The organism is Bacteroidota bacterium (genome assembly GCA_019637975.1).
Taxonomy (GTDB): domain Bacteria; phylum Bacteroidota; class Ignavibacteria; order UBA10030; family UBA6906; genus CAADGV01.
Map to the genome: position 1 here is coordinate 84,516 of JAHBUR010000013.1, position 19,916 is coordinate 104,431.

Genomic DNA, 19,916 nt, shown 5'->3' on the forward strand with positions numbered 1-19,916 from the left:
AGATGCGGAAACGGCAGCAGGCGAAACAGAGAGCATGCGGACAGAGTTGCTCGTGTTCATCGGATGTCTTAGAAAAAATCAAGGCTGAAATTGCCGCTGGGCAACAGCGTAGCGCGTAGCGCTTTTCATCAACAAAAAAGCGTGCTCATCATACCTTTGGCGAGGAAATGAGCACGCTCTACAGAAAAGGTCATCACATCCGCGGATGTGCATTCCTTTCGTCTTCAATATAAAGAAGGTGTTTGGGGATGTCAAGGAAACGGCTGTGATGACCCGAAGTATCCGTTTATCACATTCCTTGGGAGGGAACATCAATGAAACACCTTCTTCTACCGCTCTTTCTCACCGTGCTGTTGATAATCTCAACACGAGCTCAAACCGCGGAAGTTCCGGACACCGCAAGCACATCGTACGAGTTGCCGCAAGTGGATGTCATCGGGCGAAAGCCGGGATTGCTCGATCGCGTTCCCGGTTCTGCAAACATCATCACACCGGCAAATCTCCGGCGGCTTGCGCCCATCAACGGAAACGAAATTCTGCGCACAATTACCGGACTTCATGCCGTTGACGAAGAGGGCGTCGGGCTCCGGCTGAATCTCGGCGTCCGCGGGCTCAATCCCGACCGCAGCCGCAACTTGTTGATGCTTGAAGATGGAGTGCCCATTGCGCTTGCTCCGTACGGCGAACCTGAAATGTACTACACTCCTTCCATTGACAGGATGGCGCGACTTGAAGTGCTGAAAGGAAGCGGCTCGATTCTCTTCGGCCCTCAGACAATCGGCGGCGTTATCAACTACATTACCGCCGACCCGCCGGCTGAGCCCTCCGGCAGCCTGAATACGCGCATCGGCAACGACGGTTTCTTTACAACACTGTTGAAATACGGAACAACCTCCGGCAATGTCGGAGCGCAGATAAATCTGTTGCGAAGACAAGCTGATAATCTTGTAACAACGCGCTTCCGTATCAGCGATCTCTCCACAAAGCTCAAGTTCATTCTCGGCGAGCAATCGGTGTTAGGCGTGAAACTCTCCGCATACGACGAGAGTTCGAATTCCACCTACGTCGGGCTGACCCAGACGATGTATGACAACGGGGATTACTTCACGAACGTTGCTCCGGACGATGAGCTGAATATCCGGCGGTACTCCGCCAACGCAACGTATGACTACGTCTTCGCGCCGGGCATCAGTCTCCGCACAACCGTGTTCGGCTACACCACAACGCGCAACTGGCGCCGGCAGGAGTTTGGACGGACAGGCACAACAACAAATCGCACAGGTGTTGTTCACGGAGACACGACCGTTCCGGGAGGCGCTCTCTACATGCGCAATCAAACCGGAAATCGCAACCGCCAGTTTGAAGTGGCAGGCATCGAACCACGTTTCTCAATGACTCATCAACTCGCGGGCGTCAGGAATGAACTCGATCTCGGATTCCGATTCTTGTATGAGAGGGCTTTTGAGCAGCTTGTTCTTGGCACGACGTTCAATTCATCCTCGGGCAATGTTCGTGATGATGAAATCAGAACAGGCTACGCCCGGAGCGCTTTTGTTCAAAACAGAACATACATTACCGACAGACTTGTTGTAAGTCCCGGCATTCGTCTCGAATCATTCTCCTACGACCGGCATATCATGCGGGGGCAGTTTAGCGGAGCTGTGAGAGATACGAATCTCGTCGCCGGAAACAACTTGGTGCAGTTGATTCCCGGTTTGGGCATCAGCTATCAGATAAGTGAAGGCTCATCGGTGTTTGCAGGGGTTCACCGTGGATTTGCCCCGCCCCGTGTCAAAGACGCTGTGACCAGCGCGGGCGAAGCCCTCAATCTCAATGCGGAGCTGAGTTGGAACTACGAACTCGGTACACGCCTGACTCCTTCGGAAGGTGTTGCGATCGAGCTGACCGGGTTTTTCCTCGATTTCTCCAACCAGATCATTCCTGTTTCCCAATCATCCGGCGGCACCGGTACGGGGCTTGTTAACGGCGGCCGCAGCAAACATATCGGGGCCGAAGCGGGATTCACGATTGATGCGGGACGACTGCTTGATTCGGACTATTCCGTCATCTTCAACACCAATGCAACATACGTCCGCGCAACATTCAGCGCCGACAGATTTCTCACCCAGTCGGGCACACAGGTAAATGTGAAGGGGAACTCGCTTCCGTACGCGCCCAAGTGGTTTGTTTCAACCTCGCTGGCATTCGTTGCTCCGTTTGGCGGTTCCATTCAACTCACAGGCAATTTTGTCGACAAACAGTTCTCGGATGAGTTCAATACGGTTGCGGCATCCGCCAACGGGTTGACCGGTGTGATTCCTGCACATTTCCTTTTCGATATCTCGGCGAGATACGGGATTGAGGCTCTCAATTCAGCGTTCTCCTTGTCAATCAAGAATCTCTTTGACAAGAGGTACATGGCCTCGCGCAGACCGGAAGGAATCAAAGTCGGTTTGCCGAGATTTGTCACCGCGGGCCTTGAGATAGGGCTGTAACCCAACACAAAGAAACGAAAAAGGAGCAGTAGTAGTGTCATGCGTAGGACATCATATTCTCTACATTCAGCGCTCGTCGCTGCCGTAATTTTCACTTTTGCGCATTTGCCGGGAATCGGCCACGCTTCACGTCCATTCGTTACAGAAGACGCCGGTGTCGCGGGAAGGAAAGTGTTGCAACTTGAGACAAGTTGGGATTACATCAAATGGAACAACTTCGACAAGGAACACGTTTTAACCCTCGTTCCGATTGTTGGAATTGGGGATGAAGCAGAAATTTCCGTTGAACTTCCGCTGATGTTTCATCGTCACGGCGCATCGGGAGGAGCCTCGGGAATCGGGGACATCAACATCGTCACAAAAATTCTTCTCGCTGAAGAAAGTGATGTGTTTCCCGCGGCAGCTCTGAAGACGATATTGAAAACAACAACCGGACACGCTGAGCGAGGCTTGGGGACGGGAGCGTTGGACTACAGTGTGGTCGGCGTTGCATCAAAACAGTTAAGTTCCCTCATACTGCACGGTATGTTCGGCTACACATTTGTAGGAACGAACGGGGATCCATCAATTCGCAACATTCTTCTTTATGGTATTGCCGCCGGGTACGCACTTACGGATTATGCGAGCCTCGTTGCAGAGTATGCGGGCAACCGCCATCCCGACAGGTCGGCCGACGTTCATCCGCACAGCATAATGGTTGGCGCTACGTACCGGCTTTCGGATGAGGTAACGATTGATGCGTCATCACGATTCGGCACGACAACGGCAGCCGCCGCGTGGAACACAGCAATCGGCCTGACCGTGACGCTATGATGTAAACCTGCCGCGGCAGGAAAGTCATCTTCCTGCAAAATCGGAGGCAGGCTGTTGATTATTCCTGCAGAATTGATTACCAAATGGAGGGAGCAGAGTAGATTGCTGCTCCCCGCATTATCCCCGTTTCAACACAAGTCGATCATCAAACCGGAGTGTACTATGTCAGCAGCACGAATCATTTCACTTGCGTCCTTGGTTCTTTGCTTTCCCGTTTCCGGATGGGGAGGGGAAATTGAACCGCCGTTGCGCGAAAAACTCGCAAGCGTATCGGATAACGAGCTTGTTTCTGTTGTTGTTCGCCTTCGTGACCGTGTCGATATTCAAGCGCTGGACGCTTCTCTCAAGCAACGAAACGCAACTCGTCAACAGCGCAATTTTGAAGTGACTACCGCCTTGCAACAGAAGGCGTCTGAAACGCAGGGCCCCCTTCTTGTATTCCTCGCGGAAGAAGTCGCGAGCCAGCGGGTTGCATTCTACGAGAACTTCTGGATCGATAATCTTATCCACGTCACTGCATTGCGACAAGCGATTGAGGCCATTGCCGACCGGCCTGATGTGGAGATTGTATTTCTGGAACCGGAAGTGATGTTCGATGGATTGATGGAATTTCAGGAAACAGGCAATCGTGTTGCGTCATCTGAACCGGGTCTTCGGGTTGTGAACGCCCCGGCGCTTTGGCGCGCTGGCATTACCGGCAAGGGCCGATTAGTGATGAACATCGATACCGGCGTGAACGGCAATCACGTGGCGCTTTCAACACGCTGGCGCGGCACGTTGCCCGGCGTTCAGCCGCAACACGCGTGGTACGGCAGCGGATCATTTCCGAACGATTCCGACAGTCCGGGCCACGGCACGCACACGATGGGAATCATGACAGGCTACAACCCCGCAACCGCTGACACTGTTGGCGTTGCGCCCGGTGCATATTGGATCGCGGGGTCCAGTCCGTACACAGGGGCGTTTCAGTGGGCGGTGAACCCTGACGGCAACCCGAACACAGTTGAAGATGTTCCCGATGTTGTCAACTGTTCGTGGTATACAAGCGGCACGGACTTGTGTTCAGGAGGCACGAATTATTGGAGCTTGATGGATAACGTCGAAGCTGCAGGCGCCGTTGTGATTTGGTCGGCAGGAAATTGCGGCCCGAGTGGATCTGCCGGCAATTGCACGGGCGGCGCATCGCCCGGACCGTATATGACGATTACCCCGCCGAAGAATCGCGTGACGACACCCGTGAACGCGTTTGCAGTCGGTTCGGTGGATGGGAACAGCGCGCAACTCACGATTGCAGGGTCCAGCAGCCGCGGCCCCTCGGCGTGCGACACAACCCAAATCAAGCCGGAAGTTGTTGCGCCCGGCGTAAGCGTCCGTTCCACTATTGCCAACGGCGGCTACGGGAATTCCAGCGGCACGTCAATGGCGGCGCCGCATGTGTCGGGAACGGTTGCATTGCTCAGGCAAGTGAATCCCAACGCCGATGCCGACCAGATCAAGTATGCGATCATGAACAACGCCCGCGATCTTGGTGCGCCTGGTGAAGATAACACGTACGGCAACGGAGTGATCAACGCGCTTGCGGCTGCGGAAGCAATTTCGCCGTTCAGAATCTCCGGCATCGTTCGCAGCGTAGCAACAAATCAGCCGATTGAGTTTGCAAGCGTCGAGATCATCCAGACATTTCAACACAGACAAACGGACGCCTCAGGTTCGTACAGTTTCGGTGCGTTGAAGGATACCGTTCAGATTCGTTTTTCCGCATTCGGGCATTATGATACAACAATGCCGCGCATTCTGGTTGCCAATACGCCGGAAATACTGAACGTCAGCCTGACTCCGCTTCCGGTCGCCGCAATTTCCGGAAACGTTACGGACTCAATTTCGGCGGCGGGAATTATTGCCCGCATACATGCCTACGCGCAGGGAGATCCTTCTGCACATCCTACTTCAAGCACCACGAGCCAGTCAAACGGATCATACACAATGAACGGGCCGATCGGCACATACAGAGTCGAGGTGTTACCGTCAGCGCCTTACGTGGACAACGTCACGACGCAGGATGTTGTGCTCGATGTCGGCGGGGCGACGGTGAACTATCGGCTGCTTCAGGCCGAGGTACTTCTTGTTGACGACGACGGATCTGCCACTCTTGAGACGGCATATCAATCGTCGCTCGGACGAATCGGCAAGCGCTTCAGAACCTTCGGTCTGGCCGATAGCGGCGGCGCGCTCGGCGGCGTGCTTGCCTCGTTTACCCTCCGCCCTGTTGTCGTATGGTTCACGGGGGCCGATTCAACCAATGCCCTTACCTATCCTGAAAAGCTCGTCGTTCTCAATCATCTGAATGCCGGAGGGCAGGCTGTGTTGACGGGACAGAACATCGCTCAGTTTGCTGCGATGAATGACACGCTTCTTGAAGGATATCTCGGCATCCGTTTCAACGGCAACTCCACCGCCATTTCGCTGCGCGGGTTTGCGGGAGATGTTATCGGTAACGGCGTGAACTATCTGATTACCGGCGGCCCGGGCCCCCAAACATCGAAGGATATTATCAGCCTCGTACCGGGCAGCGTCGGAACGCCGACACCGACTCTGTACTATGCTGTAGGAACCGACAGCTCCAACTTTGCAGGCGTTCGAGTTGCCGGTCCGGGCAATGCATGGGCGGTTGCCTACTTTGCCATCGGTATCGAAGGATTTCCCGAGGCACGGCAGGATACGTTTCTCCTGAGAAGTTTGCGGTACTTCACTCAACTCGTTTCCGGCGTTCAGCCGATTGCCAACTCGGGCGTACCGGGCGAATACAGGCTGGCGCAGAATTATCCGAATCCTTTCAATCCGACCACAACGATCGAATTTGATTTGCCGTCGGGAGCCGACGCGGAGCCGACTTCGCTGAGGATTTTCGACGTGCTGGGACGGGATGTGCAGACCCTCGTCAACGAGAAGCTGTCGCCCGGGACATACAGAACGCAGTTTGAAACAGCGGGCCTCTCCAGCGGAATCTACTTCTACCGGCTGCAGTCTGGCAGATTTGTTGAGACGCGAAAAATGTTATTGTTGAGGTAATGTCACATACGCTGTATCATGCAAAGCCTCCCGACGCCGGGGAGGCTTTTGTGTTTTCCCTTGCTTCTGCGCGTATTTATTCTTATAAACAGTAGAGAATCTCGGAGTCTCGCGTAATTTTTTTCTCACCGATTATCTCAGAATCACATTCCCCTCGGGATCAACATTAATCAATAAAACGGAGGATACTCCATGCGTATGCACTACCTTTTCTTATTGTGCGGATTGGTCTTGGTGTCACACATCGCACTGGCACAAGACAATCCCATGCTGGATACACCGGTTCCCCTCTCCGGTCAGATGGGACCCTCGGTGGGGACCACAAACATCAATGTCATTACCTCCCCTGAGGGGTTCGACAATTTCGATCTCGGGACGACGAACGCGGAGCCACACGCAGTGTCCAATCCCGTTAACCCCCTTTGGTTCTTCACCGCGTTCAACCCGACCGGAAACTTCCAATCATGGCATACGGAAGACGGTATCAACTGGGCAATCAACAATCCGCCGTGGCCGAACAACGCAGGCGACCCGGTTGCAGCGTATGACAGTCTCGGTAACCTTTACTATGAGGTCATGAAAAGCCCGATCACCGGCTGTTGGGTTTCCAAGTCAACCAACAATGGCCAGACGTGGGGTACGCCGGTTACAGCTATTGCGGGCAACGACAAGAACTGGATTGCCGCCGACCAGACGATGGGGCCGTTTGCCAACTACGTGTACACCACAATGACCAACAGCGGAACCGGCAACTTTATGCGATCAACAGATCTGGGCACCACGTGGGATGCCCAGCGGTCGTTCAGTCCTCATTCGCTGCCCGGCATGATGGTTGCCGTCGGGCCGAACGTGTTAAGCCCGATTGATACATCAGGTGGATGCGTGTATGTTGTTACTCATTCAGGAACCAACGCTGCGGGCATCTACACATTTTTTGTTTCGAGAGATGGCGGAGCGAACTTCGTACAGAAATCCCAACAACAGTTCTCGAACCTTATTGGGACGGAACTCTCAGGGCGATCAACCGTTCAGGGCATGCGTTGTCGGCCGTACCCGATGATTGCAGCAGATAATAGCTTTGGCCCCCATCGCGGACGGTTGTATCTCGTGTACGCATCGAACAATCCGGCTGGCAACGGCAACAGGTCGGATATTTTCCTGCGCTATTCGACCGATCAGGGTGGGACGTGGTCAACGCCAAGGGTTGTCAATGACGATCCGAATTCGGAAAACAACTTCCAGTTCCATCCGGCAATTTGGTGCGACAAGGAAACAGGAAGGCTCTATATTAAGTTCTACGACACGCGTCTCATACCCACAAGGGACAGTATGGATGTGTATGCGACATATACCGACGATGGCGGGAACACCTTTGCGCCGAATCAACGGCTCACAACCCGGTCGTTCAGAATCAACATCACGGGTGCCGCCGGCCCGACATATCGCGGCGATTACGATGCTATCACGTCCAACCGCTTTGCGTCGATGGCTGTGTGGACGGATTTCCGCAATGCCCCCAGCCCGAACTATACCGGCATGACGGCATACTTCCCCGACTTTGCAATGCTTGTCAGATCGAACCGTGATACGCTGAAGTTTGTGGACAGTACAACCGCCGTGCTGAAAGTGCCTGCCGTGAAGTTGTACACGTATGGTGTGAAGTTCACGGCAACGGTTTCACCGGCCGCGCCGTTTGAACTGACGTTCCCGAACGGCGACTCGCTTGCGAGTGTGCCGGATTCTCTCATTCTGAAAATCAAAACCAACGGCGTCACAACCGGCAACTACACGATAACCGTAACCGGTCGCGGGCCGAACGGGACACCGGCACACCGGCGTACCATTCCAATTCGCGTCCAGTTCATCCCCAACACGGTCGCGGTGTTGCAGCCTAACGGAGGGGAAATCTGGGTACAAAGCCAATCACGGGAAATCAACTGGACGAAGGCGGGAGATGTTACCAACGTACGCGTCGAGTACTCCACAAACAACGGATCGGCCTGGACGCTCATCAATGCAAGCGCGCCCGGAACATCGTTGAACTGGACCGTACCGTCAACCCCCACAACGCAAGCGCTCGTGCGTGTTGCCTGGGTGGATAGCGTCAATACCGTGCAAGACCAGAGCGATGCGCCCTTCACGATTTCAGCGCCGGCTGCCGTGATTTCGACAGCGCCGGATTCGTTGCGCGCCATTGTGCAGGCGGGCAACAATTTCGGGTTCGACACGCTGCGCATCACAAACAGCGGAACTATCTCGCTCAACTGGTCAACCACCGGAACGGCTTGGGCAAACGGCTTCCCGGCAAGCGGCACGGTTACGGCGGGGGCAACAAATGCGGCGCCCGTCCGGTTTAGCTCGGCAGGATTGATAGGCGGAACCTACTGGGGCAACCTCGCAGTTTCGAGCAACGATCCATTCAACCCTTCAGTGAATGTTCCGATGCGGCTTACCGTGGTGGGCACGGCCCAGATTACCGTGGTGCCGGCCGACACACTCAATTTTGGTCCGGTACTTATCGGCACAACCGATACGCTTGCCGTCAAGGTATATAACGTTGGCACCGACACGCTGCGCGGCACATCCAACGTCATCCCGATCGGGCGGTTTGCCTCGATTACCCCGAGCTTCAAAGTTGCTCCGAACGATTCCGGGGTTGTTCGCGTGATCTTCATTCCGCTCGATTCGACAACCAACTACCAGTCAACGCTGCGGGTGGTCAGCAACGATCCCGACCCGTCACGCGACACGGTGTTTGTGATATTGCGAGGCAGGGGCACAAGTACAACTTCCGTGCGCATAACCTCGCACGACATTGTGCCCGAGAGATTCCTGCTTGAGCAGAATTACCCGAATCCCTTCAACCCTTCGACAACGATCCGGTTCGGCATACCGGCAGGAGTTTCCGGCTCCGAGCCTGCTATCCTGACCGTGTATGATGTGGTGGGACGTGAAGTGGCAACACTGGTGAGCGAGAAGCTCTCGCCCGGCACCTACAGCGTGCAATTTGAAACACACGGACTTTCCAGCGGCATTTACTTCTACCGCCTCACCGCCGGCAAGTTCATGGACACGAAGAAGATGATTTTGACGAAGTAATTTCGTCGGATGAACTACAAAGCCCCGCCCTGTGCGGGGCTTTCTATTTTGAGACGACTACCCGCCAACGGAAAACAGCCGATTGCCGACCGCTAAACTCCATTTGACTTTACCAACGTTTTGCCATACCTTGCCCCACCGCTTTTGCACGGAAGTGTATTGAATAACCGGCCGATTTGTTAGATCGAAGATGAACTGTGTTTTCACACCGATTCTTGGTGGATAGACGAATGCCTTGGTTGCGGCAGTCAGCCGCAATCGCACGCTAAAACAACATAATGAAGGGAGTTACGCCATGTGTTCTCCAGTCTCGTCTGTTCTTCAGCGCCAGCCGGTTGTGCTTCGTGCAATGCGCTTCATGGGCCTTCTTCTTGCGGGGGCCTTTGTTTCTTCCGTGTCCTTCAGCCAAATCCCGAACGCGGGCTTTGAGCTCTGGGAGATGGATCCCGACAGCAACTACAATCCCGTAGGCTGGCAAACGACGAACAGCCACCCTCTTGTGAACGTCGAGCCGTATTCGCCCGGCTGTCAGGGCAGTTTCGCAATGAAAGTGAAGACGGTGAACGCCGGGTTCCCGTTCGCGGGAATGGCGTTTCTTGAGACTGCATTCAACTTCACCGAGCGGCCGACAAACATCTCGGTCTGTTACCGCGCCACTATCATGCCCGGCGATCAGGCATACATTATCGTGGGCTTGATGCGCGGCGACAGTGTTGTTGCGCTGCAGGACAGTTGCACCTTCAGGATAGATGCAACATCCAATCAATTTACCACGCGGACATTCCCGCTCGTCATCACCGCCAACCTTGTGCCGGATTCGCTGGTCGTCATCGTCGCGTCGGGGCTTGGATTCGGACAGGTGGGGACGGAACTGATTGTTGATGAATTCGCCTTCGGGTTCGGTCCTGCAAGCGTCCCGGCGAACGAGCCCGTTCCCGTTTCCTTCGCGCTGCTTCAAAACCACCCGAACCCATTCAACCCGTCAACCACGATTGATTATGATATTGCAAAAGCGGGCAACGTGGAGCTGCATGTGTATGATCTCCTCGGCCGTCATGTTGCAGAGCTGCTGAGCGGCGAGCAGACTCCGGGACGACATTCCGTTGTATGGGACGGCACAGACGACGAAGGACAGCAGGTTTCAGGCGGCGTGTATTTCTACCGTTTGTCCGTGCAGACTCCTTCGAGGCAGGCCGGCGCATACACCGAAACGAAGAAGCTCACGCTTCTCAAGTAAACGGCCGGACAACTTCCCGACCGCTGATTGCCGACAGCCGACTGCCATTTTCTTTTGACTTTCCCCGTGTTTCGCGCTACCTTTCCAGAGCGCCGTTGGGGGAGATTGGCCTTTCGCGTGAGACGGCAAAGCATCAAGAGCATCTACAGCGCAAGTAAACGACATACGTCGTGATTTGTCCACCCGGTGGTATAAAAGGCGACATAGTGTTGTGAATGCAGTGGTTAAGCGCCATTGCAGGTCAATGTATGAATGATAAATCCCACATAATTGAAATTGAAAGCGACTCAAGTGTCGGTACGTTCTACACCGTCGACACGAAGTTGCTTACTTGTACTTGCCCCTTTTTCTTGCGGGATCTTTCGACTCTCCCCTTGGATGATCCTCAAAGACTGTGCAAACATCTTACGCAAGCGTTGGTCAGAACTGGAATTCCGGAGATCCTATCGCAGTATGCCAAGGATATTCAGTGGTTCGCTCAACAGAAAGCTCGCTTTTCAGTCAAGGACTCCATCGGCAAGACTAAGAAACTGGCGCTCCCTGTTGGCGCTGTGCAGACCACAAATGTTAGCAGAAAGCGAAAGTACTGTTACGTGGAAGGTTCGGCAGCTGGTAAGAAACTTTCTGCGGCGATACCATTGACTGGAGGAATGGTCAGCTACACCATCGGTAACTTTCATGCGAGTTACGATACACAGTCACAGGAGAGTTCAATTCCAGTCGCATATCGGCACATGGAACAGGCGATAATCACTTGGATTGTAGTCGAGTACAACAAGGCAAAAAGGGATTCTGCGCCGCCCGCTGTGCCAAAGGAGGTAGAGTTAGAGTACACTGCAATCGAAAAGGAGTTTCCAGAGGAGAGCGTCAAGACGATTTCACTCGAGAACAAGAAGGGGCTAATTCAGTTTTTCGAAGTCGTCGACAACTTCGAGGAGGAAGAGTACTTTCATCTTCGGGGACAGGTCGGGAGGGAATCGATTGAGGCAATCATAAAGAAAGGCAATTCTGGCATCCTGTTTAGCATCAATGGAACCAAGGTCTACACTTTTGACGTGGCGCCCACTAGGGAAGAATCTAATATTGATCTTTCTGAATTCGGCACGGCAACAACAACTCTTTCATCTGACCTATCCGACGGTTTCCCCAAAGGATATCGGTTCATTCAGAAAGCCGTACTGAAATGGCTTAAGGATGAGCATACTCGTATTGTTCGTTCATCATAAACACAAGAACCTGCAACGGCGCATAACAGAACCTATATTGAAAGGGCAGCGTAGGTAGGGTGTGGTGCACGTCCCGAGAAAAGCGATCGGGAGACTTTCATTGAATAGCAATTCAGGAACAACATGAGCACGCACGATCAGCGCATCGCACAAATGTCCTTCGCCTCGGTCTATCCGATGTATGTCGCAAAAGTGGAGAAGAAAGGCAGAACGAAGAAAGAGCTGCATCTGGTCATCGAGTGGTTAACAGGCTTCGATAACAAAAAGCTGCAGGAATTGATTAAGGCAAAAGTGACGTTTGAGGAATTCTTCCGGCGAGCGTCGCTAAACCCCAATGCACACCTCATCACCGGAGTCATCTGCGGGTATCGTGTGGAGGAGATCAAAGATCCGCTGACCCGACAGGCCAGGTATTTGGACAAGTTAGTGGATGAACTGGCGAAAGGCAGAAAAATGGAGAAGATTCTGCGCGGCTCGTAGAGTGGTGGAACGGTTCGGTTCACTACTCCCGTCCGGTGAATGCAATCTACTCCAGCACCACCGCAGTTCCGCTTGCGCTCACCATCAGCATGCTGCCGTTTGCGCCGATCGTTTCGTAATCGAGATCGACGCCGATGACCGCGTTTCCTCCCATCATCTGTGCCTGCTGGCTCATTTCCGCAATGGCAATGTCCTTTGCCTTGCGAAGTTCCTCCTCGTACGCCGCCGAGCGCCCGCCGACAATATCACGGATTCCGGCAAACAGGTCTTTGAACAGGTTTGCGCCCATGATCGCCTCGCCGCTCACAATGCCGATGTAGCGGGTGACTTTTCTTCCTTCAAGAACATTGGTTGTTACGACTAACATAGTTGCCTTCTTCGTTATGATGATTTCTTTTTAAACATCCGGTACAGGAACAGCAGCAGCATTGCGCCGGCTACCGACATGATGAAGCCTGCCGCCTGGCCTTCGGCGTACAAGTTCAGGAACTGGCCGAGGTACGTGGCAACAAACGAGCCGCCGATCCCTAACAGAATGGTGATAATCCAGCCGCCGGGATCTTTTGCCGGGCATGAGAAGTTTCGCAATCGCCCCGACAATAAGCCCGATGAAAATCGTCCAGAGAATACCCATGATGTACTCCTTTTTTAGATGTGGTGAAGAATGGATGAACGCAGCTACGTCGTCCGTATCAGCTTCCTGTACAGAATCCGGGTACTGACAACGAGTACAACAACAACAAGTACGGCTGCCACGAGAGGCACAAGAATAGCGAGCACAGAGAGCGTTACCGCTCCGCCCGCTTCGGCCGTTGAAACAACGGGATTGCCCAGTCCGCCGGTTGACATGGATGAACTCAGGCGCGTAACACCGGTGAACGCCTGCACCAATCCGGCGATTCCGCCGCCCGCGATGATTGCCAACGTCCATTGCAGGAACGGACTCATGCCGACAACAGACGAGGCCATTGCAATTGAGCCGGCCACAACCGCGGCAGGGGTTGCAATAACGTCGAGCAGATGATCAACCCACGGGATGTAATAGCCGGCAATTTCCACAACGGTTGCAACGCCGAATGCAATAAGAGCGGGAAGAGTTCCGACCCACTCAAAGCCGGAGGCGAGGGAGAGATGTCCGGCGTAGGAGGCAATGCTTATTGCCAGCAACGGAACAAACACACGAAAGCCGCAGGCCGCCGCAAGCGCAACGCCTACCAGAATGCTGACGACGGTCTCCGATTCCATAGCGCATCCGTTATCAAACGCTACTGAAGCGGTTGAGGAATCCTTTCTCAACTTCGGTCAGACTCGTCACGCCTTTTGCGTCGAGCTTTGCCATGATGCGGTCGTATTCCTCGCGGTTTATTTCATGCAAGCGATCGCGCTGTATTGCCTTCCAGCGCTGGACATCGCCAATGGAAGCGATCGGTTCGACAATCTGCCGCTGTAAGTGTTTGAGTTGCTCGGTGTGACGGAGAATCTTGATGTAGGCGAATCCGCCGACAAATCCGCCGAGATGGGCAAAATGGGCAATGCCGTCGCTCACGGCTCCGAACCCGCCGAACAGCGCGAGCAGCGTCATGATTGCAACCATGATGCGGACTTCGACCGGCAGAATCCCCCAAATAAACACTTTGTCACGCGGCCAGAACATTGCGTACGCAATCAGTACGCCGAACAACGCCCCGGATGCTCCGATGATTGGTGAGAAAGGATTGAATACAAGCGAGAGTACCGCCCCCATCAATCCGCTGACGAAGTAAAGGCCGAGAAAGTGCTTGCTGCCCAACTCGGTTTCAAGCCGCGGCCCGAAGAAGAACAAGCCGAGCATGTTGAACGCAATGTGCCAGAACCCGCTGATGTCGTGCAGGAACATGTACGTGACGATCGTCCACGGCCGGTTGAAAAAATCAAACGGCACGAATGCGAAGTACTGCAAGATCAGCGGGCGAAATACCGTCAGCACGTACACAACAACATTCGCAATAATAAGTCTCAAAACCCAGGGTGTGAGCATCTCGCAAAAGAAATATGAATGTTCAGATCATTTGGCGATGTCAATCGCCTTACGCGTTGCGAGGATCATTGCCTCCGCGCCGACGGGCAAGCCCGTTGCATGCTTCATCCACAAATCGGGAGCAAATGCCCCGAAGCGCGCCATCCGCTCGAACTCTGCTCCGAGATTCCCCTTTTCCTGTATCTTCTCATCAATCTGATGGGCGATCAAATGACCGAGCGGGTAGTCCGGCAGATACAGGAACGAGTGAATCATGTGTGAGTAAATGCCGAGCAACACAACATCCTTCTTGTTGAACACCGGCTCGTAGTACGAATTCCAGACGTCCTGAGCAATGCGCAGAGTCGCTTCTTTCAATTGCGCCGGCGTTGCATTCGGGTTTTCGTACATCCAATGCCAGACATCCATGTCCACCAGCGCGACGCCTGCAATTTCGTATGTTGCCCAGAAATCGTTGATGGTTTTGAGGGCTCTGCTTCTTGCATCCGGCTTGGCGAGGCCGAGTAATTCCAGATCTTTTGCTTGAAAGACGAATGCGAGCGCTTCGGTGAATGCCGTGTTCGGCACCCCGTTCAGCAGCCAATGGTCGATGAGGTTGAGGGAGAACGTCTGTTCGACGTTGTGTCCGAGTTCATGAATGGCAATGTTGAAGCCTTTGTAATTCATTCCCCCTTTCTCCACACGGGTTCGTAACGCCGCCGGTGCTGAACGCAGCTGCGCTCCCCAGGCGTGGCCGGAGCCGCGGGCAGGCTCGACGACAATGTTGTCGGCCAGCATCTTTGCGCGAGCGGCACTGAACCCGAGTCTCTGGAGAATATTCGGCATGTCCTTTTTGAACGCCAGAGCAGTAGGATATTTTTTAGTCACGATCTTGTCGAGCGCGGACTCGCTGTATGTGCTGCGCGGCCGGAAACCATTGTACCAGATATCGAACGGCTCAAGCGAACGCCGCAGCCGCTTTTCGATCAGAGTGGCGATTTCACGCACGAGAGGGGATGAAACAACATCCAACAACATCTTCCTTACTCGCTCTTCGGGGATCTCCCGTTCCTCGTCGAACTTGCGGGCGATATGTGTGGGAGTTGTGGGTGAGAATGGATCGGCTCTGCGGACTGCCTGATATGTTTTCAGCAGAACCTCATAACGCCGGTCGGGCTCCGGCGCATTGTCCACCCGCACAACCGGAGGTGGCGTTCCATCGGATTCCGACGCAGCGGCGCCCGTTACTTCGTTTGTAAATGGATTCCAGTCAACAGCAGAATTGTTCACTGCGACGGCGGGAATAGTCTGCGTAACAATCCGCTCCATTACTTTCTGAATAATCCTCTGCTTTTCAAGTCCCTTGTCGCCTTCAGCAAAATTCGCTTTGATTTCATCGCGGAGATTCCAATGGGAAAGCAACCGCAGGCCCTGCGGGAAGAGTCGCTCGCTCTTCTCGCTCAACACATTGTGCATGTAGATGTTATATTCTGCGATGTACCGGTCGGCTTCACCCGCCGCTTCGGCAATTGCCTGATTCACATCGGGCGGAATGCGTTTGGAGAATTTCTGCGCGAGACGCGCCTCGGCCCATTGCCTCCGGCTCCAATTCGTTCCCTCATTGAGTCGCTGTTCAAGAGTTGTAAGCGGGAAGTTCAGGAGAACAACGAAAGCAAGTTTGTTCGAGAAGAAATCCTCGACAACATGAGCTCTCGGATCGTATCCCGCAAACGCCTGGTCGTACGGTTGTATCGGACCGTAATCCAAATCCGACTGTCTGCGTAAGGCACGCGTAATCTCCAACATGTGTCCGTCCAATTGCTCCATCAGAAACTGGTAGCGGGCGAACATCGTGTCGAGTTCCGCTTGTGTGCCGGCGAAATGTTCCTTCACAAACGCTTCAAACGCTGCATTATCACCGTCTTCCTTGCGCCAGAGACTCGAAACCTGCCTCATCCCGCGCAAGAGGCGGACCCGTTCGGACTCTGCATATTTTTGACCGAGTTCAGCTTCAAGTTTTGCAAACGTCTCAGCGTGTTGCGCAAACATCATCTGCGTACATACAATAAGAGAAAAGCACAAAATCCATAATCGGCAAAGCATATTCCCTCCTTGATCAGCATCAGAATATGATCAGCTATTGGAACAATACTGCTGCGAACAAATGCAACATAGGTTTTTTGGTTGAGAGTTTCAATTCGCTGACCTCAGCGCGGTTTCCAATCAGGTACACGTCCCGGCGTCCACGGGGCTCCGGAACGTTCCATCGCCGCCTCGAGATTCTTGACATCCACCTCTATCAATGTTTTCAGTTTGGCGAGAACGGACGCAAATTCTCCGGCAGCAATATCATACCCGCGTGTGTGTGTTGCGGTCGGCGCTGAAGTTGACAGCCATTGGTCGTAGATAATTCCCATCACTCTGTCGCGGATAGCAGGAGGCACATCAACGCTGCGGGACTTTTTTGTATTGTCGCCGGTCAGTGCCAGCAGGATTTCCCTGCTCTTCGCGTCGATAGCCGTCACGTCGTCGCGAAGTGTCGGTGCTGCGCCCGGTGTATCGTGAAGGGCTTTCTTCCAGTAGGGGAGTTTGTTCCTGATTTCTCCGGCAACGCGTATTGCGCCGGTCATTGCCCGCTCGAGTTCTCCAACCTTGGCTTGAAATGCAAGAAGTGCCGCCCGATCCGCTGCAGGCAGCGACGGGGTGCCGAGTACAACACAGGTAAACGTCTGGGGACCGGCAAGCGGTGTCGTTACGCCATTCACTCTCTTTGCAATACTTACATTGTATGTGCCGGGAAGGGCAAGCACTCCCTGCTCGCCTTCATCAAACGGGTTGTCGCCCGGGCCGGAAAGATCCGTCGGTGATGTGGCCGCGTATCGAAGATCCCACGATAGCCTGGTGAATCCTGTCGAGTTCTTTCCGTTCAAACGGCGTACGATGTTGCCTTCCCGATCCGTTATTGTGAGGATGATTGCCGGCTCTTCCTCGGTATCCTCCGCACGCAACTCTTCCCACGAAGGGATGCGCGGAGTTCCGCCTTTCTTGATGATCTCCTTTTCCTCATCCTGGCGCGCCTTCTTTTTGGTTTTGTAGGCATCTTTCAAATAATAGGTGAACGTCGCGCCGAACGGGGGATTGTCGGCGGCAAAGTACGAATCTCCTTGAAACGCCTTTCCCTTCATACCGAGCGGGCGTGATTCAATATACATCAGCGCCTCCTTCGGCGTGAACAGCAGGGCCTCCTTTTCAAGATCCTGTATCGTGAGAGTTCGCAACGGAGTATAGTCGTCGAGAATGTAGAAGCCGCGTCCGAATGTGCCCAGCACTAAGTCGTTTTCCCGCCGCTGGATGGCGATGTCTCTCACGGCAATCGTCGGCACTCCGCCTTTCAACCGGGTCCATCTTGTTCCGCCGTCAATGGTAACGTAGACGCCGAATTCTGTTCCGGCAAAAAGAAGCTTCGGATTCACGTGATCTTCAACGACGGCATACACCGTACCGTTGGCGGGAAGATTGCTGCTGATGGATGTCCACGTCCGGCCTGCATCGACGCTTTTCAGAAGATACGGCTTGAAGTCGGCGTTCTTGTGATTGTCGAATGCAGCGTAGACTGTATTGGCATCATGCAGCGACGCTTCGAGGCGGCTCACGTAAGCCATCTCCGCAACGCCGGGAAACTTCTCGATCTTTCTCCATGTTGTGCCGCCGTTTTCCGTCACCTGAATCAGGCCGTCATCAGTCCCGGCATAGATCAGGCCTTCCTTTTTGGGAGATTCGGAAAGGGAAACGATATTGCCGAATTGTGATGTGGAAGAATTTTTTGCCACAGCGTCCATACTCCAGATTCTCTCCATGACGGGAAGCGTGTTGCGATCAATCTGCCGCGTCAGGTCACCGCTGATAGGAGTCCACGAATCACCCCGATCATCACTGCGAAACACTCGTTGCGCGGCAAAGTAGAGGCGCGTGTGCTTATGCGGACTGATGATAAGCGGCGAATCCCAGTTCCAGCGCAATGCCGGATCGCCTTTATCCTCTTTGGGTTGAATGCCGACCTGCTCGCCTGTTCTTCTGTCGAAGCGTACCAACACGCCGTATTGGGATTCGGAATAGACGATATTCGGATCTTCCGGATCGATACGAGTGAAGAAGCCGTCGCCGCTCGTTGTCACAAACCAATCTGAGTTGACGATCCCCGAAGAACTGATCGTGCGCGACGGGCCGCCGAGCGTGAAGTTATCCTGTGTGCCGCCGTACACAAAATAGAAGGGCTTGGAATTGTCAACTTCGACACGATAGAATTGCGTGACGGGCAGATTTGCCTTGAAGTTCCATGTCGCTGCACGATCGAAGCTTTCATATATCCCGCCGTCTCCGCCGACAATATAGTGATTCGTATTGTCGGGATTGATCCAGAAAGCGTGGTCGTCGACATGCCTGTTGCTGCCGCCGAGGTTGCTGAATGTCTTGCCTCCGTCGTTCGTCACTTTCAGAAATACATCCATCGAATACACCCGGTCGACCTCCTTCGGGTCGCAGAATAATTCGTTGTAGTATTGCGGACTTCCGCTTATGTAATCGCTCCGCTTTTCCCATGAGGCGCCGCGATTTGTCGAGCGATAGAAGCCCCCTTTCCGGTTCGGCAGTTCAATGATGGCATACAGGACATCGGGATTCACCGGCGAAATCGCAAGGCCGATGCGCCCGACGTCGCCCGTTGGCAAACCGCCGGCCAGTTTTTTCCAACTCTTTCCTGCATCTTCCGATTTGTAGATGGCGGATTCCGGTCCGCCGTTGATGAGTGTGAAGACGTGACGTCTTCGCTGATATGCTGCGGCGTACAGGACGTCCGGGTTGCGCGGATCCATCACAATATCGCTTACTCCGGTGTGTTTGCTGATAAAGAGGACGGAATCCCACGACGTGCCGCCATTTGTCGTTTTGAACAAACCGCGGTCGCCGCCGGGTCCCCACAGCGGCCCTTGAGCCGCAACATACACAATGTTCGAGTTGCGCGGATCGACGAGGATTTTGCCGATGTGCTCGGATTTCTTCAACCCCATATTCTTCCAACTCTTGCCGCCGTCATCCGAACGATACACGCCGTCGCCGTACGACACGCTGCGCTGGCTGTTGTTCTCGCCGGTTCCAACCCAGACAACGAAGGGGTTGTTGGGATCAATCGTGACGCATCCGATTGAATACGATTCCTCGCCGTCAAAAATCGGTTCGAACGTTGTTCCGGCATTGGCCGTTTTCCAGACGCCGCCCGATGCGACGGCAATGTACCACTCGCTTGTATTGCCGGGATTGACAGCAATGTCGCCGATGCGCCCCGACGTGAGCGCCGGGCCGATGGATCGAAATTTCAATCCTTCAAATGCTGATGAACCCAGCTTGCTCCCGTCTTGCTTCCCTTGAGAGAATGAACGTGTTGATAACAGAAGAAGTGAAGCGAAGAAAATATAGGATATGCGTTTCATGGAGATGCTCCTTTT

At 53.9% G+C, this 19,916-nt stretch carries 12 protein-coding genes and 1 pseudogene; 7 read left to right on the top strand and 6 right to left on the bottom strand.

Annotated elements, in window-relative coordinates; all coding sequences use genetic code 11:
• Positions 1-314: 314 nt before the first annotated feature.
• The 7 genes from KF749_09310 to KF749_09340 all read left to right on the top strand — a co-directional run bounded on the left by KF749_09310 (position 315) and on the right by KF749_09340 (position 12,419).
• Entirely contained in the window at positions 315-2,495 is a 2,181-nt protein-coding gene (locus tag KF749_09310; GenBank protein ID MBX2991356.1) for a TonB-dependent receptor plug domain-containing protein, read from the top strand.
• Positions 2,496-2,534: 39 nt separating this feature from the next.
• Positions 2,535-3,308: a transporter gene (locus KF749_09315; GenBank protein ID MBX2991357.1), complete on the top strand. Its 774-nt coding sequence runs from the start codon at positions 2,535-2,537 to the stop codon at positions 3,306-3,308.
• Between the two features lie 162 nt (positions 3,309-3,470).
• Positions 3,471-6,377 carry a S8 family serine peptidase gene (locus tag KF749_09320; GenBank protein MBX2991358.1) on the top strand — a complete coding sequence of 969 codons (2,907 nt, stop codon included), beginning with the start codon at positions 3,471-3,473 and terminating at the stop codon, positions 6,375-6,377.
• A 1,329-nt stretch (positions 6,378-7,706) separates the two neighbouring features.
• Positions 7,707-9,476, top strand: coding sequence for a T9SS type A sorting domain-containing protein (locus tag KF749_09325; GenBank protein ID MBX2991359.1), 1,770 nt, complete (start codon positions 7,707-7,709; stop codon positions 9,474-9,476).
• A gap of 295 nt (positions 9,477-9,771) precedes the next feature.
• A complete protein-coding gene (locus KF749_09330; GenBank protein ID MBX2991360.1) occupies positions 9,772-10,713 on the top strand; it encodes a hypothetical protein in 942 nt (313 codons plus the stop codon).
• A 248-nt stretch (positions 10,714-10,961) separates the two neighbouring features.
• Positions 10,962-11,939, top strand: coding sequence for a hypothetical protein (locus tag KF749_09335; GenBank protein MBX2991361.1), 978 nt, complete (start codon positions 10,962-10,964; stop codon positions 11,937-11,939).
• Positions 11,940-12,062: 123 nt separating this feature from the next.
• A complete protein-coding gene (locus KF749_09340) occupies positions 12,063-12,419 on the top strand; it encodes a DUF2200 domain-containing protein (GenBank protein ID MBX2991362.1) in 357 nt (118 codons plus the stop codon).
• Between the two features lie 46 nt (positions 12,420-12,465).
• Here KF749_09340 and KF749_09345 read toward each other — a convergent pair whose 3' ends face one another.
• The 6 genes and pseudogenes from KF749_09345 to KF749_09370 form a co-directional block, all read right to left on the bottom strand.
• Positions 12,466-12,786, bottom strand: coding sequence for a heavy metal-binding domain-containing protein (locus KF749_09345; protein MBX2991363.1), 321 nt, complete (start codon positions 12,784-12,786; stop codon positions 12,466-12,468).
• A 14-nt stretch (positions 12,787-12,800) separates the two neighbouring features.
• Positions 12,801-13,053 (bottom strand): annotated as a pseudogene (locus KF749_09350) (GlsB/YeaQ/YmgE family stress response membrane protein).
• Positions 13,054-13,097: 44 nt separating this feature from the next.
• Positions 13,098-13,664, bottom strand: coding sequence for a DUF4126 domain-containing protein (locus tag KF749_09355; GenBank protein ID MBX2991364.1), 567 nt, complete (start codon positions 13,662-13,664; stop codon positions 13,098-13,100).
• 13 nt (positions 13,665-13,677) lie between these two features.
• Positions 13,678-14,436: a rhomboid family intramembrane serine protease gene (locus KF749_09360; GenBank protein MBX2991365.1), complete on the bottom strand. Its 759-nt coding sequence runs from the start codon at positions 14,434-14,436 to the stop codon at positions 13,678-13,680.
• 27 nt (positions 14,437-14,463) lie between these two features.
• A complete protein-coding gene (locus KF749_09365; GenBank protein MBX2991366.1) occupies positions 14,464-16,464 on the bottom strand; it encodes a hypothetical protein in 2,001 nt (666 codons plus the stop codon).
• A 158-nt stretch (positions 16,465-16,622) separates the two neighbouring features.
• A complete protein-coding gene (locus tag KF749_09370; GenBank protein MBX2991367.1) occupies positions 16,623-19,901 on the bottom strand; it encodes a glycosyl hydrolase in 3,279 nt (1,092 codons plus the stop codon).
• Between the last annotated feature and the right edge of the window lie 15 nt (positions 19,902-19,916).

Bases quoted from the DNA above. Each gene is read 5' to 3' on its own strand.
- KF749_09310 (MBX2991356.1), top strand. From the start codon at position 315: ATGAAACACCTTCTTCTACCGCTCTTTCTCACCGTGCTGTTGATAATC.
- KF749_09360 (MBX2991365.1), bottom strand. From the start codon at position 14,436: ATGCTCACACCCTGGGTTTTGAGACTTATTATTGCGAATGTTGTTGTG.
- KF749_09335 (MBX2991361.1), top strand. From the start codon at position 10,962: ATGAATGATAAATCCCACATAATTGAAATTGAAAGCGACTCAAGTGTC.
- KF749_09370 (MBX2991367.1), bottom strand. From the start codon at position 19,901: ATGAAACGCATATCCTATATTTTCTTCGCTTCACTTCTTCTGTTATCA.
- KF749_09330 (MBX2991360.1), top strand. From the start codon at position 9,772: ATGTGTTCTCCAGTCTCGTCTGTTCTTCAGCGCCAGCCGGTTGTGCTT.
- KF749_09355 (MBX2991364.1), bottom strand. From the start codon at position 13,664: ATGGAATCGGAGACCGTCGTCAGCATTCTGGTAGGCGTTGCGCTTGCG.
- KF749_09325 (MBX2991359.1), top strand. From the start codon at position 7,707: ATGGATGTGTATGCGACATATACCGACGATGGCGGGAACACCTTTGCG.
- KF749_09365 (MBX2991366.1), bottom strand. From the start codon at position 16,464: ATGTTTGCGCAACACGCTGAGACGTTTGCAAAACTTGAAGCTGAACTC.
- KF749_09345 (MBX2991363.1), bottom strand. From the start codon at position 12,786: ATGTTAGTCGTAACAACCAATGTTCTTGAAGGAAGAAAAGTCACCCGC.
- KF749_09320 (MBX2991358.1), top strand. From the start codon at position 3,471: ATGTCAGCAGCACGAATCATTTCACTTGCGTCCTTGGTTCTTTGCTTT.
- KF749_09315 (MBX2991357.1), top strand. From the start codon at position 2,535: ATGCGTAGGACATCATATTCTCTACATTCAGCGCTCGTCGCTGCCGTA.
- KF749_09340 (MBX2991362.1), top strand. From the start codon at position 12,063: ATGAGCACGCACGATCAGCGCATCGCACAAATGTCCTTCGCCTCGGTC.